The organism is Paenibacillus contaminans, assembly GCF_003285015.1.
In the GTDB taxonomy this organism is placed as follows: domain Bacteria; phylum Bacillota; class Bacilli; order Paenibacillales; family NBRC-103111; genus Paenibacillus_V; species Paenibacillus_V contaminans.
On record NZ_QMFB01000028.1, the window covers coordinates 39,632 to 63,800 of the forward strand.

Annotated in this window: 23 protein-coding genes; all 23 read right to left on the bottom strand. The window is 38.5% G+C overall.

Going from position 1 to position 24,169, the window contains the following annotated elements:
* Positions 1–13: 13 nt before the first annotated feature.
* Positions 14–646: a hypothetical protein gene (locus DQG23_RS32435; protein WP_113035190.1), complete on the bottom strand. Its 633-nt coding sequence runs from the start codon at positions 644–646 to the stop codon at positions 14–16.
* A 60-nt stretch (positions 647–706) separates the two neighbouring features.
* On the bottom strand, positions 707–1,417 hold the full coding sequence (locus tag DQG23_RS41940; RefSeq protein ID WP_146762424.1) for a hypothetical protein: 711 nt from the start codon (positions 1,415–1,417) through the stop codon (positions 707–709).
* Positions 1,418–1,462: 45 nt separating this feature from the next.
* Positions 1,463–2,692 carry an ABC transporter permease gene (locus tag DQG23_RS32445; protein WP_158560807.1) on the bottom strand — a complete coding sequence of 410 codons (1,230 nt, stop codon included), beginning with the start codon at positions 2,690–2,692 and terminating at the stop codon, positions 1,463–1,465.
* Positions 2,689–3,384: an ABC transporter ATP-binding protein gene (locus DQG23_RS32450; protein ID WP_113035193.1), complete on the bottom strand. Its 696-nt coding sequence runs from the start codon at positions 3,382–3,384 to the stop codon at positions 2,689–2,691. The genes DQG23_RS32445 and DQG23_RS32450 overlap by 4 nt, the downstream gene beginning before the upstream one ends.
* Positions 3,385–3,407: 23 nt before the next feature.
* Entirely contained in the window at positions 3,408–4,442 is a 1,035-nt protein-coding gene (locus DQG23_RS32455; protein WP_113035194.1) for an SDR family NAD(P)-dependent oxidoreductase, read from the bottom strand.
* A complete protein-coding gene (locus DQG23_RS32460; protein WP_113035244.1) occupies positions 4,417–5,793 on the bottom strand; it encodes a UDP-glucose dehydrogenase family protein in 1,377 nt (458 codons plus the stop codon). The genes DQG23_RS32455 and DQG23_RS32460 overlap by 26 nt, the downstream gene beginning before the upstream one ends.
* A gap of 140 nt (positions 5,794–5,933) precedes the next feature.
* A complete protein-coding gene (locus DQG23_RS32465; protein ID WP_113035195.1) occupies positions 5,934–7,409 on the bottom strand; it encodes a lipopolysaccharide biosynthesis protein in 1,476 nt (491 codons plus the stop codon).
* Positions 7,410–8,537 carry a CapA family protein gene (locus tag DQG23_RS32470; protein WP_113035196.1) on the bottom strand — a complete coding sequence of 376 codons (1,128 nt, stop codon included), beginning with the start codon at positions 8,535–8,537 and terminating at the stop codon, positions 7,410–7,412.
* Between the two features lie 13 nt (positions 8,538–8,550).
* Positions 8,551–9,618 carry an ATP-grasp domain-containing protein gene (locus tag DQG23_RS32475; protein WP_113035197.1) on the bottom strand — a complete coding sequence of 356 codons (1,068 nt, stop codon included), beginning with the start codon at positions 9,616–9,618 and terminating at the stop codon, positions 8,551–8,553.
* Between the two features lie 39 nt (positions 9,619–9,657).
* Positions 9,658–10,833, bottom strand: coding sequence for an O-antigen ligase family protein (locus tag DQG23_RS32480; protein WP_113035198.1), 1,176 nt, complete (start codon positions 10,831–10,833; stop codon positions 9,658–9,660).
* Between the two features lie 38 nt (positions 10,834–10,871).
* Positions 10,872–11,936, bottom strand: coding sequence for a glycosyltransferase (locus DQG23_RS32485; protein ID WP_113035199.1), 1,065 nt, complete (start codon positions 11,934–11,936; stop codon positions 10,872–10,874).
* A gap of 32 nt (positions 11,937–11,968) precedes the next feature.
* The gene (locus tag DQG23_RS32490) at positions 11,969–12,781 is read right to left on the bottom strand and encodes a hypothetical protein (RefSeq protein WP_113035200.1); all 813 of its coding nucleotides are present in this window, start codon (positions 12,779–12,781) and stop codon (positions 11,969–11,971) included.
* 2 nt (positions 12,782–12,783) lie between these two features.
* Positions 12,784–13,335 (bottom strand): HAD family hydrolase, encoded by a 552-nt coding sequence (locus DQG23_RS32495; protein ID WP_158560808.1) that lies wholly within the window; start codon positions 13,333–13,335, stop codon positions 12,784–12,786.
* A 151-nt stretch (positions 13,336–13,486) separates the two neighbouring features.
* Positions 13,487–14,617 (bottom strand): non-hydrolyzing UDP-N-acetylglucosamine 2-epimerase, encoded by a 1,131-nt coding sequence (gene wecB / locus DQG23_RS32500; protein ID WP_113035202.1) that lies wholly within the window; start codon positions 14,615–14,617, stop codon positions 13,487–13,489.
* A gap of 3 nt (positions 14,618–14,620) precedes the next feature.
* Positions 14,621–15,730, bottom strand: coding sequence for a capsular polysaccharide biosynthesis protein CapF (locus DQG23_RS32505; RefSeq protein WP_113035203.1), 1,110 nt, complete (start codon positions 15,728–15,730; stop codon positions 14,621–14,623).
* Between the two features lie 2 nt (positions 15,731–15,732).
* Complete coding sequence (locus DQG23_RS32510) at positions 15,733–16,749, bottom strand: polysaccharide biosynthesis protein (protein WP_113035204.1); 1,017 nt, start codon at positions 16,747–16,749, stop codon at positions 15,733–15,735.
* A gap of 17 nt (positions 16,750–16,766) precedes the next feature.
* On the bottom strand, positions 16,767–17,963 hold the full coding sequence (locus DQG23_RS32515) for a glycosyltransferase family 4 protein (RefSeq protein ID WP_113035205.1): 1,197 nt from the start codon (positions 17,961–17,963) through the stop codon (positions 16,767–16,769).
* 15 nt (positions 17,964–17,978) lie between these two features.
* Complete coding sequence (locus DQG23_RS32520) at positions 17,979–18,728, bottom strand: GNAT family N-acetyltransferase (RefSeq protein WP_113035206.1); 750 nt, start codon at positions 18,726–18,728, stop codon at positions 17,979–17,981.
* Positions 18,729–18,739: 11 nt separating this feature from the next.
* Positions 18,740–19,369, bottom strand: a complete 630-nt coding sequence (locus DQG23_RS32525; protein ID WP_113035207.1) for a sugar transferase — start codon at positions 19,367–19,369, stop codon at positions 18,740–18,742.
* Between the two features lie 14 nt (positions 19,370–19,383).
* Complete coding sequence (locus tag DQG23_RS32530; RefSeq protein WP_113035208.1) at positions 19,384–20,598, bottom strand: DegT/DnrJ/EryC1/StrS family aminotransferase; 1,215 nt, start codon at positions 20,596–20,598, stop codon at positions 19,384–19,386.
* Between the two features lie 97 nt (positions 20,599–20,695).
* Positions 20,696–22,519: a polysaccharide biosynthesis protein gene (locus DQG23_RS32535; protein WP_113035209.1), complete on the bottom strand. Its 1,824-nt coding sequence runs from the start codon at positions 22,517–22,519 to the stop codon at positions 20,696–20,698.
* A gap of 137 nt (positions 22,520–22,656) precedes the next feature.
* A complete protein-coding gene (locus tag DQG23_RS32540; protein WP_113035210.1) occupies positions 22,657–23,355 on the bottom strand; it encodes a CpsD/CapB family tyrosine-protein kinase in 699 nt (232 codons plus the stop codon).
* Positions 23,336–24,094, bottom strand: coding sequence for a YveK family protein (locus DQG23_RS32545; RefSeq protein WP_113035211.1), 759 nt, complete (start codon positions 24,092–24,094; stop codon positions 23,336–23,338). Before DQG23_RS32545 ends, DQG23_RS32540 begins: the two co-directional genes overlap by 20 nt.
* Between the last annotated feature and the right edge of the window lie 75 nt (positions 24,095–24,169).

The window sequence follows — 24,169 nt, forward strand, 5'->3', positions numbered from 1 at the left end:
TATTAAAAATAATTTATTTTGATGTTTCTTTATAACTCTTTCCTTGACTTAACCCATACTTTGCGGCAATGGCAATAAGTTCGTTGTATTCGTCCTCGCTGAGCTTTTGCAGGACAATTTTTTTGGCTTCTTCCTTTTCCTCGTTCGTTAATCCCCCTTTAGACATATTCATGAAAGTGGAGATATCGGAGGCGCTCAGCTTCTTAAGCAGTATGGCGGAAACCCTCGCTTTTTCCTTTGCCGTAATGCTTTCTTGGACTTTCTTCGCTTGCTCTGCCGAAATTGACGGGTCATATGTCGTACCCGGCGTATCTTTCTGTCCGGAGGCAGTCTTTTTATCATCGTTGCCTGCTGTTTGATTGCCTCCCTGATCCTTAGGCACATCGTTCGCCGAGCTTGCCGGATTCAACGACTTTTGTTCTTTGCCCCCATCTGCAGCTGCCGGTGAAGGCGAAGATTTAGGTTTATCCGATGCGGCCGGCGAAGAAACCGAGCCTGCAGCGGAGTCCAGCTCCGCTTGAAGTGCTGATGCAACAAAAGCATCCATCGCACGATCAACCGCATAGTTCATCCCAAAATAGCCTGTAGTAGCAATTGCGACTACAATACCGCCTGACCAAAGCAATATTTTATGACTTTTCTTCAATGTCAGTCGTACCTCCTTGAGCGCCCATAGCTATACAGTGTATCTATTTTCAATCCAGCCTTATTTCAACCCAAACTCCGATTTCGCTTTCGCCGTAAAGCTTTCTTTGGCCTTGGCCACTTCAGCGTAGTAGGCGGAACGCAGTTCATTTTTGCTATCGGTTGGGAGGTTATTCTCCGTTAAGGCTCCTTTCATTTGCGAAAGAGCCTGATTCACCTTTGCCTGCGACTCTTCTTCCAATGCCGCCGCCTTCTTTAAATAGGCTTCGTACAGCTCGCGCTTCGATTGTTCTTTCGATTGAGCGCCGACCGCTTCATTGTAAATACTCTGAATTTGCGATTTATAAAAGTTCCCCAGCTCTGTTAGCTGCGCTGCGTATTTTCCTTTTATCTGCTCAACTGTAACCTTCTCCGCCACGGCAGGTGTCTTTTCAGGCTGATTGCTATTTGCTGGCTCCGAACCCTTAGAATCCCCGTCTTCCGTCTGCTGCTTGCCTTCCCCTTGTTGTGATGTGCCGCCCTGCTGACTCCCATTTTTATTAGACTCTTTGTCATCTGCCGGTGGATTAGACGAAGGACTAGGAGAGTTTTCCGGCGACGGGCTTCCCGAAGGGATAGGTGCAGGCGAAGAATTGGCTTCAGTCCGGGGAGAAGCGGAGGGCTCAAGAGAAACAGTAGGGGTAGGCTCCTTAGTAGAAGGAGACGAAGAACATCCAGTAAACAGCAATACGTTCAATGCAAGGACTACGCTGCTAAAAATCATTTTTCTCATACTCGATTCCACCTACCCTTTGCGCGTGATTTGTTGCAAAATGAATCACTCGTAGCGCAGCGCATCGATCGGCTTAATTCGGAGAGCCTTCACTGCAGGAATAATGCCGAACAACAACCCTAAAGCAACACAGAACAATAAACAACCGGCAACCCATTGCAATGGGAATAATGTGGTAAGGACAGGGAAAAATGAATGCAGCAGATGCAGCAATCCATACGAGCCGGCTAGTCCAAGCACACAGCCCAAAACGCTGATGTACGCAGCTTCCAAAAGAAACTGCAGCAAAATATCCCACCACTCGGCGCCGACCGACTTGCGAATGCCGATCTCCCTTGTGCGTTCCTTAACCGTAAGCAGCATCACGTTCATGATTCCCAGTCCGCTGACCAGGAAAGATACGCCAGTAATACCCAGCGCAATAGCCGTAACCAGATTCCCAATTGTATCAATCACATGAAGGGCGCCTTCCGGTGCCATCAAACCGAAGTCTTGTACGCCTCCGTGATTTTTGGTAATCACCTTGGCTATTTCCTGTCTTACCGCCTCAAGCCCTTCGGGTGATTGCGCTTCGAAAAAAAGCATCGACGCGTTTTGCAGATTTGCCGTATTCGCGGCAAGCGGATAACCGGTATACGCACGTTCGTTAAAAGTAAAACCGATAAGCTGCTTCTCCTTCAACACGCCAACGACTTCAAAATCGATCCCTTTTATCTTCACTTTACTCCCGATCGCACTACTTTCCCCGTATAACAACTGCTTGATCGTTTGGCCCAAAACAATAACCGATTCTTCCTGAACCGCCTCTTCTTCGGTAAAAAATCGCCCTTCCTCGAGCTCGAGCGAATACATATTCGCAAGATCAGGCATCGTACCTGTGTACATAACCTCGGCGCTTTTGCCTGCTCCCGCTATTCGCGTGACGGTTTCAAGCTGCGGAGCCGCCCCGGCTACTTCGGGTATCTGGGCTTTGACGTCGATGGCATCCTGATACGTAAGGGTACTCGTGACGGAAGTGTAAGAAAGAAGACTAGACAGATTGACTTCGCTTATGTTCTTTCCGCTATTGAGAAGCTTTCCCGGCATCACCACAATTTGTTGGACGCCGACATTTTGGATTTGTCCGACCAGGCTGTTTTTGAAATTGAACAGGACAGCCAGCAGGAAAACGACTAGCAGCGTACTGATCGTAATTCCCAATAACGCGAGCCAGGTGCGTACCGGATAACTCCATAATCCCCGAAAAGCTACGCCAAATGTTCGAATTACTCTCAACCCGTCACCTCCGTTTTGGCAAAGGCAGGGGTTGCTGACCACTCTCCATTTTTTAAAGTCAGGATGCGTTTGCCGATTTGCGCGACCTCCGGATCATGCGTGACCATCACGATCGTTTTGCCCATCTGGTTTAACGATTCAAAAATACGGAGAATGTCCTCTTTGGAGGCTGCGTCCAAATTCCCGCTAGGCTCATCGGCCAGCAATAAATCCGGCTCATTAATTATAGAACGAGCTATAGCGACTTTTTGTTTCTGTCCGCCGGAAAGATTTATAACCGGTTCTTTGGCTTTATGGATGAGGCCGACTTGTTCAAGCGCTTTCTCCGCTCTGCGTTTCCTCTCTTTGAGTCCGCATCTTGTATAGAGCATAGGGACTTCAATATTCTCCCTTACGCTAAGGCGAGGAATCAGCATGAACGATTGAAAAACGAAGCCGATCTTGCTGTTCCGAAACTGGGCCAGAGAACGTCCGCTTAGTTTACGAACATCCGTTCCCTCGAACAAGTACTGGCCGGATGTCGGTTCATCCAGCAAACCAAGTATATTCAATAGCGTCGACTTCCCCGATCCCGACGGACCCATGATGGAGAGAAACTCTCCGGAAGAAATGGATAAATCGATGCTTTTGAGAACATCGAGATTGCCGTTGGAATCGGGGACTTGTTTAGTGATATTTTGGAGTTGGATCATAAGAGTTAATACCTTTCAGATGCTTAATGTTTGCCTTTGACTCCGTAATACTTGACATACCAATTCGCAAACTTCTGCAAACCTTCCTCAATCAGCGTTGCAGGTTTAAACCCAACTGCTTGCTGCAGAAAATCAGTAGAAGCGTAGGTCGCCGGAACATCTCCAGGCTTAATAGGTTCAAAGATTTTCTTGAATACTACTTTTTGACCAAGCGTATTACTTATTACCCGCTCTAACGTTTCAATAAACACCATTAATTTTTCCGGATTGTTATTTCCAATATTATAAACACTATGAGGAACAGAGTCGGCAGGAGGCTTTCCTATAATTCGCTCAATTCCTTCAATAATATCATCTATATAGGTAAAATCTCGGTAGAGATCATTTTCGAAATCGCCGTTATTAAATATCTTTATTGGCTCGCCGGCAAAATATTTATCGGTAAAACCAAAGTAAGCCATATCCGGTCGCCCCATGGGGCCATAAACAGTAAAAAAGCGAAGTCCGGTAGCTGGTATGTTATAAAGATGACTGTACGTATGAGCCATTAACTCATTAGATTTCTTGGTGGAAGCATATAGAGAAACCGGATGATCCACAAAATCCGTCTCTTCAAAAGGTACTTTCTTATTCGATCCATAGACAGAACTGGATGATGCGTAAACTAAATGTTCCACCGGATGATGTCTGCAAGCCTCAAGAATATTGAAGAAGCCAATAATATTACTTTGAATATACACATCCGGATTTTCTATGGAATACCGTACTCCGGCTTGAGCAGCCAGATTTACCACAACATTGGGCTTGTACTCTTCAAAGACTCTAGTGATCATTGTCTTGTCTGAAATATCGCCTTTTATAAAGGTAAACTTCTCATACGGTTTTAGTTGCTCCAACCGAGCATATTTAAGGTTCACATCATAATAATCGTTCAAATTATCTACCCCGATTACCTGACAGCCCTGCTCCAATAGTTTTCTCGATAAAAAATATCCTATAAATCCTGCCGCTCCGGTAATAAGATAAACCTTATTAGAATCTAACGGTTTGTAATTCAAAGCTTTTCGACTCCTTTAAACCTTCTCTTAATGCAGGCTCCCGTCCAATCGAGTGATACTCTACCCCGGCTGCTCTCATTTCATCGACACCGTAAATATTTCTTCCGTCGTAAATAAGAGGAGTTCTCATCAGCTTCTTATACATATCGGGAGTCACTGCCTTCACTTCTCCCCATTCCGTAAAGATAAAGCAGACATTTGCTCCTTCTAGAGCATCCTCTATATGCTCAACATATTTTATACTTCCTCTACCGCTTATACCTTCAGGAAAGTTTTTAGCAAAGTTTGCGGCACCGACGGGATCGTAAGCAAAAATATCTGCACCTTGTTCCAAAAGTAACGGGACATTCTCTAAAGATGCCGCTTCCCTTAAATCGTCTGTCCCCGGTTTAAAAGTTAATCCCAAAACCGCAACTTTAAGACCATTAAACGTGATCAGCCTTTTGCTGGCTTTCTTGTATAGCATCGTCTTTTGGTCTTTATTAACATCAATCGCAGATTTAACCGTCCTTAACTCATAACCATGCTGTTTAGCGATATACTCGAGCGCCTTAGTATCTTTAGGGAAACAGGAACCGCCAAAACCAATACCGGCATTCAAAAACTTACCGCCAATACGTTCGTCAAAACTCATACCTCTGGCAACATCCTGAATGTCCGCACCGACCAGTTCACAAAGATTAGCAATATCATTCATATAGGAAATTTTAAGGGCGAGAAAGTCATTCGAGGCATACTTAATCATCTCAGCGGATCTTCTGTTCACTGATACGATCGGTATATGAAAAGGCTTATAGATTTTCTTAAGCAATTCCTCTGCCCACTTACTTTCAGTCCCTATAATAATCCTCTCTGCATGCAGCGTATCATGTACCGCAGAACCTTGGGATAAAAACTCCGGATTTGACGCTACTTCTACTTTCACATCATGGACTAGAAAATCTTGAATAAACTGCTCGACTTTATCATTCGTACCGATCGGCACGGTAGATTTCACAATGACAAGACAGTCCTTCTCTATCGTTTCAGCAATTTGCCGTGCGACATTCGCTATGTATGAAAGATTTGCAGACCCATCCGGCTGTTCAGGTGTGCCTACACCGATGAAGATAGCGTCTGCATCTTTGTATGCTGATTTGTAATCTGTAGTATACGTAATTCTTCCTACTGCATAATTCTTTTGCATCAACTCTTGTAAGCCAGCTTCGTAAATTGGAGTGACACCTGACTTCATTAAGGCTACTTTATTCTCATCAATGTCGACGCAAGTCACCTGGTGGCCCATTTCGGCAAAGCATACGCCAGCTACTAGGCCGACGTAGCCGGTACCGGCTACTGTTATTTTGTGCATAGTATTGCCTGCCTTTTTAACATGTTTTTTTATAAAGAAACAGTATGATTCTAATTCCATTAGCAAAAAATATACAAATATTTGATTTGAAACTTTGCCATTATGATTAAATTTCAAGCTTCTTTCCTTCATAAGCCTGTTTACTTTTTAAAGAGTTTTTTGGGCGATACTTTTGTAATTAAACTCATCAATTCCATTCTCAAAGTTGGAAAAAAGAATAAAACAATCAGATATAAACATACACATAAAACAATAGAAAATATGCTCCATAATATACTTTCACTTACTACTGTTTTCAAAAAATATCCGAATAGCCCCATAGCAATGGTAGCAATCATAGTTGGTAGTACATTTCTAAACGTATTAAGTACAGAAATCTTTATTTTGATTTTCATAATTGACAAATGCACTATAACAAATTGTATTCTAACCAACGATCTCGCAAATACTAAAGGCCAAAATCCGTATTTTGCTGCTATTACACATGTTGGTACGAGCACTATTAGATGTAATGCTTGTGATAAAAAGGATAACTTTGGCCTTCCCTTTGCTCGATATACTTCACTACAATAATGGCCAAAAACTATCATAATTGAGCTAGTCAAACCCCATATCCCTATAACACCACTAGCTTCCTTCCAATGACTCCCCAAAAGTAACTGTGTGGCTAAATCACTATATAAAAAAACACCCACGCCTATCGGGAAAATCAATATAGAAGCAAGTCTTTGAAATTTTAAAAAAACTTGTTTGAATTTTTCATCATCATTTTGCAACCGTGATAAACTTGAAAAAAGAACTGGTACAGTAGCAGCTGTTACTAATGCTAGTAAAGAGTTCACCATAATTGTAGATGTCTTATATATTCCTAAGTAATATTCATTCATAAAGTAACTAATAATAAAAGCATCTACCCATGCTGTGAGCCATATAGAGATACTTTCCACCAACGACCACACGCTAAATGACAACATTTCTCTTAATATCTGCAAACTATAAAATAGCCTAGGCTTCCATTTTGATTTTACTGTAAGAATCACCGCATTAAAAAGTTGCATACAAATCGCACCTATAATTACTGACCAATATCCAAAATTCAAAAAAGCCAACGGTATTGTTACAATAAAAGGAATAATAACTGCTATGATTCGTACAATAAAAAGTGATTTAAAGTCAAAATCGCGCCTAAAAAGTGCCATTTGAATGCTAGAAAAAGCCGTTATTGGTAATTGAATTGATGCTACTATAACAACCACACCGAGCCCGGGATTTCCCACCATTGTTGCAATTTGTTCATTAAATAAGGAGATTATACTCCATAAAAAAAGTGAAATAACAAAATTTGTCCAGAAAGCAACATTTGCATATAAATGTTTATCATTTTCACTTTTAAATTCACGCTGAATTAAATATTTTTGAAATCCTGCATCTGCAAACATTTCAACAAAACTGATGATCATTGTTATAGTTGCAATAACACCAAATGCTTCAGGTACCAAGAGTCTTGCTAATATCATATTTGTTACAGGTACAAATATTTTTGCAATTATTTCAGTAATTGATGACCATTTAGCTGCACTGGCAATTTTCCCATATAATTGCTTATCATCTTCCACTCATAATTTCTCCTTCAAACCCTTCAACAATAATTCACGATGAGCTTCACATTCGATAAAATTTTGCATTGCTAGCAGTTGCTTCTTATTATATCTACTTTTTGCTAATTTCCCCTTTAATAAATAACGATCAATTCTCGATAACCATTTACCAAATCCGACAAATTGCCCCAAATACATTAAATGATTATTACTTGCATATTCACTATAGCGTCTGTTAATGAATCCATCTTGTAATATTTCAAGTGAACGTTTATGAAAGTCTTTTAATATATTTTCTGATTCTTTTTCATCAGCTAAATTCACAACATTCCCGTTTTTTACAATAGGAATATATTCTATACGCAACTCATTATCAAAGATTACTTTTATTAGTAAACTTGTCTTCCAGAGCTCACTTTCAGACCTATCGAATATGAAATTTCCTTGCCCATAAACGATAACAGACTTTTCATATTTTTCATACGCACCAATACAATGACTATGCTGGCATACGACTAGATCTGCCCCCTTTCTGACCATTTTTCTGCAGATCTTCTGTAGGTAAGGGGAGGGATATCGGTAATGCTCATTGCCTCCGTGATACAAAACGATTACATAGTCACAAGTCGTTTTCAAATTTTGTATATGATCAAGACTTTCTAATGGGTCGAATGGATTTGCGCCAGGAGTATCCTCAGTAGCTATAGTAAATTCATGTTCTGCACAAGCATATATGCCGATTTTCACGCCATCTTGTTCTAGAGTATAAGATGTACTAGCTTCAGATAAATTATTACCAACTCCAACATACTGAATTCCATAGTTATTTAATATTCCTGTAGTTGAATTTAGCCCTCCTTTACCCTGATCTAGGATATGATTATTAGCTAAAGTAAGTAGTGTAGGATCTAATGCTTTAATCCCTTTTATAGTACTTGTTGGGGCACTAAGGTTGGGACCACACTTAGGGATAGGGGTTTCTTTATCAACAAGAGGTGCTTCTAAGTTAAATATTCGCATGTTAGTTGAATTCCATAGTGAGAACAATTCACCCCCAAGCAACCTCACGATGTCCGCATTGTTAAATAGATCGGTATTTGACTGAGTTGGGACTAGGTCTCCTGCTATTAATAACGAATTAGCCATGTAACCTCCGTAATTATTTCTCGTCTATGGGAAATTTTTTCGCAATGTACTCACTAATACTCCTTGCAAACTCTTCTTCTAGATTTGATTTATTCTCAACACATTTCCACTTATTATCTTCCCAAATAAAATAGTAGTTAGATCTTTGTAATGTGTATGGTCCTAGGTGGATCATTTGAAACTCTATTAAGTGGTATGATTCACCATCAAAACCTATATCCATCCCAATTATAGGGAAATCGATTTCATTGACAAGTTTTTTAGCGAAGTCTAAAAGTGGAGCGTTTTCTTCCACTGGCACTTCATACAATCGTCCCCCTCCACTAGCTCTAAAGTCATTATCTCTGTTTTGGCGATATAAAGTGTAGTATTTTCCACCAAAGTATAGTACTTTGTAATCTCCTGATAAACCTTGAATAAAATTTTGTACAATTATAGGCCGTTGAATCTTTTTGACTCTTTTCTTATATTTGGGATCTATTACTGCAAGAACCTTCTTTATATTGTTTTTTAAAGCAACACTACAAAGATTATAATAGCTACTTCCAAGTATTGTTTTACTTGATTTCATAATATACTTTCTATAGTCACTCTCTGTCCTAGCGCAGTATACGCCTTCACTGCCAGCACCAGAATTTTGTTTTATTACAACAGGCAATTTAAGATGATCATGCTTTAGAGCTTCAAAAGTCGAACCGTAGTATTTGCTCGATATTGATTTCAAAGAGACATCAGAAAATGTATTTCTAAGTAGTTCCATAAAACCCTTGTTATGATGTGCTTTTAGGTACTGATATCCTGGTAACACAATGGCTCCCAGCATCTGTAATAAGTAAATAATATCTTCAATATATTTTTTATAAAACTGCCCTATATCTTCTGACGTCTGGTAGATAACAAAATGATCTGCAAAACTATTATTAAAATCTATTTCTGAAAACTGCTTTACATTAACATTATAACCTTTAGATATAAATAATCTTTTAAGTTTATCTATGTCCATTGTCACAAATTTATTTTTATTATTAAGTGAAATAAGGAACTTATTGTCGTAGTCCACAAGAATCAATAAATTTCTCAAACTATTGACTCCTCTCGCAATTTTTCAGAAATTAATTTACTATCGGGTTTTTCGTTTTTCTTCATAAATCAGTTTTATAGTTGCAACAGAAGAGGCTATTATCATCTGATATAATTCACCAAAATAGGAGACCAGTCCATACTCCATAAAAATTAGTAAAAATATTATAGTTAAAAAAATATTGCCGATTGTTTCTCCTCTATATTTATATAATTTAAATATTATATAAATATAAATACTATAGTAAATAATTGTTCCAATTGCACCAACCCCAACTAATAATTCAATGTAGTTATTATGAGAATATACATCAGCATAGGAAACATTAGTGAATGATGCTAGACCATAACCAAGATATGGCTTTTGTTTAAATAACTGAATTCCAATGTCTATTAGTTCCATCCTTACCCTTGTACTAGCATCAATATTATTTTCGCCTGTGAACAAACTAAATAAGACTTCAATCCTGGATCCAAGTACTGCATAAAACTGAGGGACACTCATAATAATTTGATAGCCAACTATAACAAATAAAATAGAAATTGGTATTGCAAATACTACTTTTGATTTATTTCTTTTATTTAATAAATACAACAATCCTAACCCAAAGATAAATAAGAAAAATGCTTTTTTAGATCCTGTGAAAGCAATAAAAACAAAAAAAATAATGATTAAAAAATAATATACTTTCTTATTCTTTAAGTTACTCATCTGCATTGCAGCTATTGCTGAAATTGACAAAAACAATCCCATTGTATTTGCATTATATAGATAAGATCCGATACGCTCAGTTCCCCAAACATCAAAAGGAGTAGTTACTAATAATTTTGCAACAAGTACTACTCCAGCAATCACAAAACACTTTATTAAATAATGTAACTTCTCTCTACTATTAATAAAAATAACTAACAAGTTGCCGATAATAACTACTTCTAATACTGCCCTTGTTCCTTTATATGAAGAGGTTGGATCCAGTGTCCACAAGTTCGATAGTAGACAAACTCCAACGAACAATAAACTCCAAACAAAATATATTGTTAGTTGGTTATTTCTCCTATTGATAAGGTATAGAAAAAAAACAAGTAAATAAGCAACTTCAACGTATATTCTAATCTCATAAAACGCATACAAAGTACAAATATAACAAAGGAGTACTAACTTAGATAATGACTCTAAATTTATTGTATGTTTAGTGACATCCTTATGCACAAGCATTTTTTTCAATTCCTCCGTTAGGGAACGTAGCTAAAAAACTAGATTAGTTCTAACCATTTTTTACAAATAACATCTACACTAAGATCATTGCGTATAAGAGTTGCTTTCTTTGACATTTTTTCAGAAAAGTCTTTATCCTCAACTATCTTTTTCATCCCTCTATACATAGCTTTTGCATCTCCTACCGGAACTAAAATTCCATTTTCATTAGTAGTAATATACATCCTTGCCCCACCCACTGGACAATCGGTTACAACTGAAGGTATCCCCATTCCCAATGCCTCTAACATTGAATTTGATATTCCTTCATAATTTGATGATGAAACAAATATTGCACTATCAATAATTTTTTCATGTATATTATTCTTAAAGCCAGGCAGTTCAATCTTTTCATTCAATCGCAATTGATCTATATATTTTTCCAACTCTTGTCTTTGTTCACCTTCGCCGTAAATAATTAATCTGTATTCTGGATGGTCCTTGACTAACATTTCGAAGGAATCGATCATCATAGTTAGATTTTTTTGTGGTGCCAATCTACACATGGCAACAATTTCTTTCTTCCTTTCACCGGAATACCTAGGAGGTAAGTATGGGGATATGGGGTTAGGTATAATTGTTGAACTTTTCCTTATTGCATTTGGGTAGTAATTACTTGCATCTAGAGTTTGAAATACAATTTTATCTGGAAGTCTATAAAATAAATTCCTCAGTATTCTTCCAATAGAAAACATCCCCTTTACCTCATTTGCGGGATCGCTTCTGTCAGAAATAATAATCTTCTTGTTAAGAAATAATGAGGCTATTACTGTATATATATTAAGAAACCATAAAAAAGAGATTACAACATCTGAGTCCTTAATTATTCTTCTTAACTTAATGACTCGCTCAATAATTCTTAATGGCTTACTTTTCATTTTACATTCAAGATAGAAATGATTTATTCTCTCATCGAGAGGATAGTCTACTAGGTCATCCTGAATAGCAACTATTTTCACATCGATATTTGTTCTTTGTGCTAAATAATTGGCAATTATAGATAATACCCTTTCAGCACCACCGCTGCTCATATCAGTAATAATAAATGTTACTTTTTTCTTCACGCTATATCCCTCATTCAGTGTATTTCTTATCCTTATTGACTATCATTCTTTCTAATTTTCATTATTTTACCACCCAAATCTTTGGTTTTTAAAATAATAATCGAACTTGATCTAAAAACTAGAAAAAAAACTGATAACATCAATGCAGGAATAAACCTATTATCGAGAATTGTTAGTACGACAAAAACAACAGATAAGATTAAATAATACCACACACGAAAGCTATCGTAATTAAAGTTTTCCAGAAATTTAATATTATATTCTTTTTTAGCTGCAAATTCGATTGTCCTTGCTACTGGTACAATAAGAATTAGTGTAGTTAAGTATATTAAATAATCTTCTGTTTTAAGAAATAAAACAGATACAGTTGTGTATTTAAATAATAATACTAGAAATATTGTTAGTATGTTTATTCTATTTCTAAAGTAATTATGAGCTGCATAGCAGATGTCCAACAACCCAAGCATTGCTATAAATAAGATTAGATGTTCTGTACCTAAATAGTCTAGTAAAATGGCACATACTATTACAACAATTATCCTCGTAGAAATGAGTAAATTTGATAACCTCTCTACTTTATTTCTTTCTGTTTGATTTAATCGGTAAGTCGGTTTTTTTTCAAATCTTACTGTAAGGGTATCGTTAAATATATAACCAATTTCATATACACTGTACAAAGCTATAAATGCAATGATGAGACGAGGAAACGTATAAAAAAAATCCCCATTTCCATATACACTAATAAAAAAAATTGGTAGGAAAACGACAATAAAAAAAGACAATTTATATACTATTGTTTTAGCTCTAGTAGAGAACCCATAAACAAATGGCAGAAAGTATTTCACCTTTAAACCTCCAACAATATGGTTGCATTAGGGTACCTATCACTAAATACGCTTATATTTCTTTTGGTAGCATAGATTACCCTTTCGTGTGCAATATCTAATAAATCTATATCACTAAGATTATCTGTACATACAAAGAGTTTATCAAAAGAATAATTTTCTAACACAACCTTGTTCTTTTGACCAATCTCTGCTCGCAACCACTTCAATTTTAAGCGTTTTGCAGCTACTTCTATTAACTCCTTTGGTGCATTAGAAACAATTACAACACAATAACCCTCTCTTTTCTTTTCCTTCAAAAATTCCAATGCACTTTCACGAAATTCAGGATTAAACTTTTTGATGTAGCCTATCGGTACCCTATTATAAAAATAATGTAATAATTTCATGTAGCCTCTGCTGTATACTTTACCAAAAGCCTTTAGAAAAATAGAGTCAAAAATTCTCGCTCTATATCTTTGATTTAAGAGTTCTATATGCGAGTTGCACTTGTAAAGAGTTCCATCCAAATCAAAGACTGCAAGTTTTTGGCTCAGACCTTTATTTTCGCGCATTTTATTCATCCTTAAACTTAAATTATTAAAAAGTTTCGACATCCATAGTTTCCAATAGTACCATTCAATGAGGCTTTACTTGGAAATTGGTCTTTGATGTTTACTTCTCAGCATCCTCTGTCATTTCTCCTTTTAAGTAGAAAACAATATTTTATTTATCTTTCTCCCAAACCACTCTGTTTACATAATCAACATATGCCAATAGTATCCGCAACACCTTATCCGATACATTAGGCATACTATAATCGGCTACTCGCCTTAACGTATCTTCTCTTTGATTCTCTAAAACTTCCAATCCCTGTAGTATTCTATCTTTTTTTAGTCCAACCATCATTACCGCTGCCTCTTCCATTGCCTCCGGTCTTTCATGAGCTTGTCTAATATTTAGCGCTTTAAATCCCAAAATTGATGATTCCTCACTAATTGTTCCGCTATCACTAAGGACCGCTTTTGCATTAATTTGAAGCTTTACATAGTCGTTAAACCCTAAAGGTTTCAAGGTTCTCACCATTGGATTAAACTCAATTCCTTTAGCATTTATCATACTTCTGGTTCTAGGGTGAGTACTTACTATCACGGGTAATTTGTATATATCTGCAATTGCATTTAAGCTATCAACTAAATCTAAAAAGTTTGTTTCTGAACTTATATTTTCTTCTCTATGGGCAGATACAACAAAATATTTTCCATCTTCAAGTTCTAATTTCCCTAATATATCTGATTTTTCAATTTCAGCCTTCCTTGATTTAAGCACTTCAAACATTGGACTTCCTGTCTTTATGATGCGATCAGCAGGTAGCCCTTCTCTTAACAAATACTCTCTTGCAATATCACTATAGGTCAAATTGATATCTGCGACATGATCTACAATTTTCCTATTCGTTTCTTCCGGAACTCGCTGATCAAAACATCTATTTCCAGCTTCCATATGAAATATCGGAATATGCCTTCTCTTCGCTGCGATGGCGCACAAACAACTATTGGTATCTCCTAATATCAATAAAGCATCTGGCTTTATCTCTTCCATAATAGGGTCAATTCTAATTAAGATATTTCCTATAGTTTCTACAGCAGTTCCAGTAGCCGCATTAAGAAAGTAGTCTGGCTTTTTCAGATTAAAGTCATTAAAAAAAACCTCATTTAGTTCATAATCATAATTTTGGCCTGTATGGACAAGCGTATGTTCAATCGCATTAGAATCTTCCAATTTATTTATTACAGCTGACAGTCTAATAATCTCAGGTCTAGTGCCAATAACTGTCATGACTTTTAATTTCTTCACTAGTTATACCTCCAAGAAATAAGTATCCGGCTTATTAGGATCATAATACTCATTCGCCCACATAATCGTGACCATATCAGTATCGCCAATATTTTCAATATTGTGTGTGTATCCTATAGGTATATCTACTACTTCAAGCTTATCTCCACTTACGTAATATTCTATTACTTCATTTGAATCAATTTTTCTAAAACGTATAATCCCCTTCCCACTTACCACAAGAAATTTTTCGTTCTTAGTATGGTGCCAGTGGTTCCCCTTAGTTATTCCAGGTTTAGATATATTAACGGATACTTGACCTCTGTCCGGGGTCTTTATGAATTCCGTGAAAGAACCACGATGATCTATATTCATTTTTAGATCATAACTAAATTGTTCTATTGGTAAATAGCTCAGATAAGTACTATACAATTTTTTAGCAAAACCATTTGACATATCTGGAATCGTTCGATCTTCACGACTTTTTTTGAACGAATAGATCAAATCGGCAATTTCTCCAAGAGGAATCGTATGTACTATAGGGACTTCACAAAAATCTCCAACCAACGTTTCATTACCGTTTAATGCTTTAATTAGCTCTTCAACTACATCATCAATATAAACTAGGTTCATCACAATGCTTGGATCATTTACTTTTATCGGCAAACTGCGAGCTATGCTATGGCAGAATGTTGCTACTGCACTGTTATAGTTTGGCTTGCACCACTTGCCAAATACATTTGGCAGACGATAAATTAACACCTTTGCCTTTGTTTCCTCAGCATGTCTAAGGAGCAAATCTTCTCCCGCTTTTTTGCTCTTTCCGTACGGATTCTCAATAGAAGCTTGGATTGAAGATGAAATCACTACTGGACAAGTATTCTTATACTCATTTAAGGTAGCGATCAAAGTCGAAGTAAAATCAACATTTCCCTTCGTAAACTCAGTCGGATCAATCGGACGATTTACCCCAGCGAGATGAAACACAAAGTCCGCTTCCTTACAGTATTCATTAAGTAAGTTTGGGTCAGTTTCTTTACTATATTCGAAGATTTGTGCGTAGTCCCGATTTTTCAATTCTGTAATGAGATTCTTAGCAATAAACCCCTTGGCTCCGGTTACCAGGATTTTCATATTTAACCCCAGCCTTTCAGTTCATCGCGAACATAATCGAGCATCAATAACTTATCTTTAATTTGTTCAACATTTAATCTTTCTGTATTATGAGAATTATATTCTGATTCGGTCGATAACTTTTGATCGCCTTCTACAAAATATTTATCATAATTCAGATCCCTCTGATCTGCCGGCACTCGATAAAAACCACCTAAATCTTGAGCGACTACGTGTTCTTCTCTTGTGAGCAGAGTTTCAAATAATTTTTCACCATGACGGGTACCGATGATTTTTATTTCATTGTCAGCATTAAAAAGTTCTTTCAGTGCTATTGCTAAATCCCCAATAGTTGAAGCAGGAGATTTTTGGACCATAATATCTCCAGCTTCAGCGTTTTTGAATGCAAACACCACAAGTTCAACAGCCTCCTCAAGGCTCATCAAGAATCTTGTCATGTTTGGATCGGTTACTGTTAGCGGCTGGCCATTCTTTATTTGCTCTATGAAGAGTGGTATTACAGAACCTCTGGAAGCCATAACATTTCCATACCTTGTCCCGCAAACTAATGTCCTACTTGGATCTACTGTCTTTGCCTTAGCAACAAACACCTTTTCCATCATAGCTTTCGAGATTCCCATTGCATTGATTGGATAAGCTGCCTTATCCGTTGATAAACAAATAACTTTTGATACACCACATTCAATAGCACCGGTAAGTACGTTATCTGTTCCCAATACATTTGTTTTTACAGCTTCTAGAGGAAAGAACTCACATGATGGAACTTGTTTTAGCGCAGCTGCATGGAATATATAATCTACACCGTACATGGCATTCTTTACACTAGCTAAATCCCGTACATCACCTATATAAAACTTAAGTTTCTCATTTTTGTAAACTTTACGCATATCATCTTGCTTTTTCTCATCCCTGGAGAATATTCGTATTTCTTTTATATCTGTATTAAGGAATCTCTTCATAACAGCATTTCCGAATGAACCTGTACCACCTGTTATTAATAGAGTTTTATTTGCGAACATTCCATTACCTCTTCTAATTATTTGAAGTGACTCTCTAAAATATGTACAGAACGTTTAACCATAAAATTGTTGACCACATACTCCCGACCATTATTTCCCTGAATGAACAGTTCTTCACTTTCTGCCATTCTTCTTATTGCTGATACAAAGGAATTAGCATCGCCTGACCATACCCATTCACCGCACTGAGCCTCATCGATCAGTTTTTTAAGATCAGTAACATCATCGGTAGCCGCCAATACAGGCTTCGCATACTCCATATATGATAAAATTCTCGACGGATAATTAGGAATTGTGAATCGCGGGTCAAGAACAATTAATCCTACATTACATTCTTTTGTAACCTGTTCATATTCATGCCTCGGTAAATTTTCAATTAACAGAGCATTTTTTATATCATTCTCTCTAATTGTTTCCTGTATCTTAAGTCGATCTGTTCCTCTGCCAACAAAGAGAAAGTATATCCCCTGCTCATCTTTACATTCCTTGACCGCTCTACATAGAAGCTCTATATACTGCGGCCTTCCCATATTACCTCCAAATAAGAAAACACAAGATTCCGGGGGGATGTTATAACGTTCTCGCATAGGAAAACCATTTGGTTCAATTTCATTCGTTATCTTCTTAGTATTAGGAAATATCTCCAACTTACTTGAATCCAGCCATTGGTTGTGTTCAATAATGTAGTTTTTATTTTCAATTGACATGCATCCAATAAAATCAGAAGTACGATATAGCTTCTTTTCCTTAGCTGTGAAATATTTATATAACAAACCATTACGCTTGATAATCTCTAAATCAACCGCATTTTGTGGAAAGATATCCTTGAGCATTAAATACGCAGAACAATTAAATTTCTTTTTAGCCCAAGCTACAAGTCCTGAATTTGTTACCGGAGGGGCTTCAAACAATATAAAATCAAATTTTCTTCCACTTAAATACTTAGTAATACCTTTTTTCATTAAAATAGGAATTTTAAGGGTTGTTACTCCTTTTTCTATAAAACCTACATCGTAGTAATTCCCAGTTACAACTCGAAGCACATCAAAACCGCGTTCTTTTTTCATGTCCGTATTTTTTCTATTTCTTGCCTGCTCTGAAACAACGACTGTTATTTCATGACCTGAATCATGCAGCTCTTCAGCTAAGTCAGTATATATGGTTGCGCCCTTATCTGGTGCCGGAAACGATGTGGCGATGTATAATACTTTCAATTCCTCTCAATCCCCTTACTTCTCTGAAAGCTTATCTAAATTCCAAAGATGATAAACCTGATGGCATCCTGCTTGTTTACACCCAACCTTTTGATAAAAGTTAATTGCCCCCATGTTCCGTAGCTGAGTGCCGACTTTTATCGCTTTAACTCCACGCTGGAATGCCGAGTGTTCTAAAGCACTGAATAATTTCGCCCCAATACCACTCTTAGTGGCAGACTGTGATACAGCTATGAGTTCAATTACACAAACGTTATCTGAGTATGAGTGTAAGAGGTAACCATTTATGTTATTACTCTCGTCTTTCGATAGCACATAGTACTTATTCGGCTTATCAAATGAGTTTAGAAGCCATTGTCGATAAACCTGCGCGCCCCCGCGTTTTTCCAGTTCAGGATCTTCTGTAAACTTTGAAAACTGAAAATCGGCCATTTGCATAATCTGATCATTTTTTTCCAACTCACAATGAATTGAAATTTTATGCGGTACATTATAGACTTCTTCTATCTTCTTTATAAATTGAATATTTACGTCCGCTAAAAAAGCAGATGTTTCTTTTCCAATCAATTGTGCATTGCTCGGTTCCGAATTCCGATTTTCAATCGAAACAAATTGATATTCTTTAAATTTAGCTTTAAGCTCTATCCATTCCTCCATAGTAAGTGGCTTATGCAAAATGGCTTTAGCACAAGTAACGCCAAAAAATGCTGTGTCCCACTCTAGGTTGTAGAAAGACATTGTATTCTCTTTTATCTCTACTTTCATAAATTTGCCCCCTACATCTCGACGCTTTGGCTCTTATTTCTATTCTCACTTTTTTCTTTGACATATATATCTTCACGCTTCAAAACCGATTGAGCAGTCTTAATCAATATTTTGATGTCGAACCACAAAGACAAATTATCTATATAGTAAATATCGTGCTGGATTCGTTGTTTCCATGGAACAATATTTCTGTAGTATGCTTGGTTATAGCCAGTAACACCAGGCCTGACTTCTAGCTTCCGACTCTCATTACCTCTGTATAACTCACGATGTTCAGGCAAATCTGGTCTTGGCCCGATAATACTCATATCACCTTTAATTACGTTTAGAAGTTGCGGTGTCTCATCTAAACTTGTTTTACGAATAAACTTACCTATTTTGGTTAATCTAGGATCATCTTCCGCATTGAAAGTCGAGCCGTCTTCATTTCGCAGATCCGGTGCATTCATTTTCATTGAACGGAATTTATACATTTTAAATATCTTTCCATCCTTGCCTAGGCGCGGGGCATTATAAAAAATCGACCCCTTATCTTGAAAATAAATAATTGACCCCACTATAACTAAAATAACAATCCAAAATGGCAGAGCTAATAATGCAAGTAATAAGTCAATTCCTCTTTTAAAAAAATGCTTATACATATGCCGCACCCGCTTTAAACTTTAATCGCTCTCTTCAAACTCTCGATCACATAATCCACATCTTCGTCACTCATCAAAGTATGAAGCGGCAGCGTAATCTCATTCTTATATACATCAAATGCATTTGGATAATTCTTAATATCGAATCCTAAATTTTTATAAGCTGTAAACATAGGCAGTGGTTTATAGTGAACATTACACGCAACACCAGCCTCCGCTAACTTGAGAATGATCTCGTTTCTCTGCGCTTCTCCAATTCTGGGGATCCTTGCTAAATAAAGATGTCCCGAGGAGGCAAAGCCGGATCCATAGTGCTGTAAGCTTTGAATCCCTAACGGCAAAAGAGCTTTATCGTAGCGTTCTATAATCTCTTTACGTCTTTTTTTCAAACCTTCATATCTATTTAATTGCACCAATCCTAAAGCTGCCATGATGTCGGTCATGTTGCACTTATATGCAGGATAGACAATATCGTATTCCCAAGCACCTATTTGTGTTTTAGCCAATGCATCCTTCGACTGACCATGAAGACTAAACAGCATAAACTGCTTGTACAGCCATTCGTCATCTAATCCAGGTTCGCTGCGCCAAACAACAGCCCCGCCTTCTGCGGTTGTCAGATTCTTTACAGCATGGAAAGAAAAGCAAGTGAAGTCGGCAACTTGCCCACATTTTTCGCCATACCGCTCCGCCCCAAAAGCATGAGCAGCATCCGTCATTACTATGATTCTATTAAATAACTCTTGAAGTTTATTATTTGGTTTAAATAGCCCTTTCTTGCTTTCTACGGCTTCATATATCGCCTCGTAATTACACATTCTCCCCGCCAAATCAACAGGGATAATGACTTTCGTCCTCTCTGTAATCGCGTCTGCAAGCTTTGAATAATCCATTTCAAAAGAATTTGGAGCAGTATCCACTAGAACAATTTTTGCCCCAACATGTTCAATTACTGAAGCGGAAGCTGTATATGTATAAGCTGAGGTAATAACCTCATCACCTGGGCCTACTCCTAGGATACGTAAAGTGAGCTCCATTGCAGCGGTGGCAGAGTTCAGGCATACTGCTTTATTCACACCGATATTTTCAGCAATATGCTTTTCAAATTTTTTGGTTCTTGGTCCAGTCGTAATCCAGCCGGATTTCATTGCTTTTACTACTTCTTCAATTTCTGCATCTGTAATATCCGGCGGGGAGAAAGGAATATTTCTCACTTTAGTAATTGGCATTTTATTCCCTCACTTTTCCAAGTATAGGTTCTGTAAAAATACAAACTGCTCATGAACTTAGGTAACTCATGAGCAACTTACACACACTTTCCGTTTATTACGATATCTTCTGAAAAGTCGGAACAATATGCTTAATCATCTGTTTAATCGGCCCTTGCTCGCTTCCAAGCACTTTCTCCAAGTGCTTTATTTCCAGCTCTAACTCTGCATTGTTAATCACCGAAGGCTTCCCTACAAAAATTCGATCATGTTTCGTGCTTGTCATACCTTCTTCACTCGTTAAAATCTCTTCATATAACTTCTCACCCGGACGAATCCCCGTAAATTCGATCGCTATATCGACCTCAGGCTCGAATCCGGAGAGACGAATCAAATCTCTCGCTAGATCAACAATCTTAACCGGCTCACCCATATCCAGAATGAAGATTTCTCCGCCTTCGGCAAACGCGCCGGCCTGGATAACCAGTTGAACGGCCTCAGGTATCGTCATAAAGTAACGGATCATTTCAGGATGGGTGACCGTCACAGGACCGCCTCGGGCAATCTGCTTCTTGAAGTGTGGAATGACGCTGCCTCGACTTCCCAATACGTTACCGAATCGAACGGCTACAAACTTGGTTCTGGAACGCGTGTCTAGTGCTTGGATAATCATCTCTGCAATCCGTTTAGTCGCTCCCATGATGCTTGTAGGATTAACCGCCTTATCCGTTGAGATCAGGACGAAACGTTCTACCCCGTACTCGTCAGAGCATTCGGCAACATTTTTCGTGCCGAAAACGTTGTTTTTGATCGCCTCGCTCGGATTGCGTTCCATAAGCGGCACATGCTTATGGGCAGCTGCATGGAAAACTACCTGAGGCGAGAACTTCCGGAATACATCGTTTAACCTCGCTCTGTCCTGAACGTCTGCTATTACCGTCTCGAGAACCAGCTCGGGAAATCTATCGCGGAGCTCCATCTCAATCGTATAAATGCTGTTCTCCCCATGGCCGAGAAGCAGAAGCTTTCTAGGCCGGAACGGCGCAATCTGCCTGCACAACTCAGATCCGATCGAACCGCCGGCTCCGGTAACTAGAACAGTTTTATTCTCGACATAGTTCGCGATGCCTTCCAAGTCGACTTTGATAGGGTCTCTGCCTAGCAAATCTTCGACATCCACTTCACGAATTTCTTTGATGCTAACTTTTCCATGAACGAAATCCGATATATTAGGTATCATCTTTAATTTTGCTTTTGTTTTCTTGCAAATCTCGATGATTTTAGATATTTCTTTCTTAGGTACGGATGGAATAGCAATAATAATGTCATCGATCTCGAAACTGTTGACGGTATGCGGTATTGACGCCCTATCGCCTACAACCGGGATCCCGTGAATATGCATTTTATGTTTGTACCTATCATCGTCTACGAAAGCTACAGGGGTTGTCTTTGACGCCGAATTTTGAAACAGCTCCTTGGCAATCATGCTGCCGCAATCCCCGGCGCCGATAATAAGCGCCTTCCTGTTCATATTATTCTTCACGACCCAATTATCGCGAACGACTCTCCATGCGAATCGTGAGCCCCCCATAAGCAGCAAAATCGTTTCGAATGCTCTTAGGAAAATAGATATAGGAACGCGCTGCCACCCCGAAAGTATGTATGTAGCCAAATAGGATGCGATACATCCGACAACTACCGCTTTAAGTATGGAAACAATTTCACCTACGCTGGCATATTGCCAAACCCGGTTGTACAGCTTGAAATAATACATGCTTATCGTGCACAACAACGTCGATACAACTATGTACAGTACGAGCTGTCGCGTGTAATCCGACGGTATATCTCCGTCAAATCTGAATAAGTAAGAGGAATAAACGCTAAGCCAAATGATTAATATATCTATCCCCATTAGTATGGAAATTCTTTTCCCATAGCTCATTTCATTGTTCCCCGCCTGTACTGATTTATTTTGTTTTCATTTTCATTTTATAGAACAACTAGCTATAAAGCCCTACGTTTATGTAAGGCTGCATAGCTAGGAATTCTATTCCTAGCTGCTTTTTTGAGACTACAGAACTATTTAGCAGATTGATCGTTTCCGTAATAATAGTAGTAATACCCTTCTCCATTCTTCCTATTGACATTGTTGATCACAACACCGAGCATTCGGGCATTTACGTGCTGCAGGTTGGCTTTAACCTTCATCGCCGCTTCGCGTTTCACTTTGCCGTAGTCGATGACAATTAGAACGCCATCCACTTTCGTCGCTACGACTTGAGCATCCGTAACAGCCAGTGCCGGGGGCGTATCGATGATGATGACATCGAAGGACTCCTTCAATTCTTCCAGCATCGCTGTCATTCGCTTAGAGGCCAACATTTCTGACGGATTTGGAGGAACCGGTCCGGAAGGCATGAGAAATAAGTTGTGCACATGCGTCTCTACGATTACTTCAACGGGAGCGCTCTGTCCGGAAACGACATTGGATAATCCCCAACGATTCGTCTTCATAAAGGTATGATGCATGGTCGGTTTGCGCAAATCCGCATCGATGACAAGCACCTTCTTGTCGGACTGGGCGTAAGCCACAGCCAAGTTCGAGGCGGTCGTCGATTTCCCTTCTCCAGGCCCTGCCGATGTCAGCATAATCACACGGATTTGTTCGTCAACCGACGAGAAGTCGATATTCGTTCGAAGCGTTCGAAAAGTCTCCGAGATCGGAGACTTGGGGTTCGTATGCGTAATAATCGGACGGCTATTGTTTGGCCGTTGCATGCTGTTCACCTACCTCTACCTGTCTCGTCGCATTCATGCGCTCTGTCCCCAAATCTTCCTCACCGATTTTCGTAACCATCGCCAGCGTAGGAAGCTCCAGGTATTTCGCAACATCCGCCTCCGTCTTGATCGTATCGTCCAAATATTCCAGCAAGAAGGCAAGTCCGAATGCTACTATCAACGATACGACGAAGCTGATCGCAACATTTAGCTTTTTGTTCGGCTTAACCGGGGCCGCATTATCGTCACGATTCGCCTCATTCAAAATCGAAACGTTATCTATGCCCATGTAAATAGACGGAATCTCCTCTTTAAAAACTTTGGATACGGCATTCACAATATCCGCCGCTTTCGCGTAAGATTCGTCTTGAACTGCGAGGGTCATAACCTGCGTATTATTAACCGAGCTTACCTTAACTTTCTGGATCAATTGATCCCGGGTAAGATTAAGCTCCGGGTGCCCCTGCACCACTTTATCCATAATTCGTTTCGTCTTAATGATTTCTTTGTACGTGTCGATCAGACGGATATTCATGTTAATCGTATTGAGGTCGATCTGATCCGCTCCGACTCTCTCATTTTGCTTATTAACGATGATTTTGGTGGAAGCTTCATAGCTCGGATCCATAAACATAAAACTAACGATGCCTGTTGCGAGGCAGGCGACGAGGACGATCGAAACGATTAGCCAGATTCGCTTTCTGAGTATCTTGATGTAGTCTTTTAAATCCAGTTCCATTATTACCCTCCCAAGAGCCATGAAGCGCCAATGATAACTCCATGTTATTACAAATGTCGACAGGAATATACAGGA

Bases quoted from the DNA above. Each gene is read 5' to 3' on its own strand.
- DQG23_RS32460 (WP_113035244.1), bottom strand. From the start codon at position 5,793: ATGCACAAAATAACAGTAGCCGGTACCGGCTACGTCGGCCTAGTAGCT.
- DQG23_RS32510 (WP_113035204.1), bottom strand. From the start codon at position 16,749: ATGTTCGCAAATAAAACTCTATTAATAACAGGTGGTACAGGTTCATTC.
- DQG23_RS32530 (WP_113035208.1), bottom strand. From the start codon at position 20,598: ATGCCAATTACTAAAGTGAGAAATATTCCTTTCTCCCCGCCGGATATT.
- DQG23_RS32495 (WP_158560808.1), bottom strand. From the start codon at position 13,335: ATGCGCGAAAATAAAGGTCTGAGCCAAAAACTTGCAGTCTTTGATTTG.
- DQG23_RS32470 (WP_113035196.1), bottom strand. From the start codon at position 8,537: ATGGCTAATTCGTTATTAATAGCAGGAGACCTAGTCCCAACTCAGTCA.
- DQG23_RS32505 (WP_113035203.1), bottom strand. From the start codon at position 15,730: ATGAAAATCCTGGTAACCGGAGCCAAGGGGTTTATTGCTAAGAATCTC.
- DQG23_RS32525 (WP_113035207.1), bottom strand. From the start codon at position 19,369: ATGTATAAGCATTTTTTTAAAAGAGGAATTGACTTATTACTTGCATTA.
- DQG23_RS32540 (WP_113035210.1), bottom strand. From the start codon at position 23,355: ATGCAACGGCCAAACAATAGCCGTCCGATTATTACGCATACGAACCCC.
- DQG23_RS32535 (WP_113035209.1), bottom strand. From the start codon at position 22,519: ATGAGCTATGGGAAAAGAATTTCCATACTAATGGGGATAGATATATTA.
- DQG23_RS41940 (WP_146762424.1), bottom strand. From the start codon at position 1,417: ATGAGAAAAATGATTTTTAGCAGCGTAGTCCTTGCATTGAACGTATTG.
- DQG23_RS32450 (WP_113035193.1), bottom strand. From the start codon at position 3,384: ATGATCCAACTCCAAAATATCACTAAACAAGTCCCCGATTCCAACGGC.
- DQG23_RS32520 (WP_113035206.1), bottom strand. From the start codon at position 18,728: ATGAAAGTAGAGATAAAAGAGAATACAATGTCTTTCTACAACCTAGAG.
- DQG23_RS32545 (WP_113035211.1), bottom strand. From the start codon at position 24,094: ATGGAACTGGATTTAAAAGACTACATCAAGATACTCAGAAAGCGAATC.
- DQG23_RS32480 (WP_113035198.1), bottom strand. From the start codon at position 10,833: ATGCTTGTGCATAAGGATGTCACTAAACATACAATAAATTTAGAGTCA.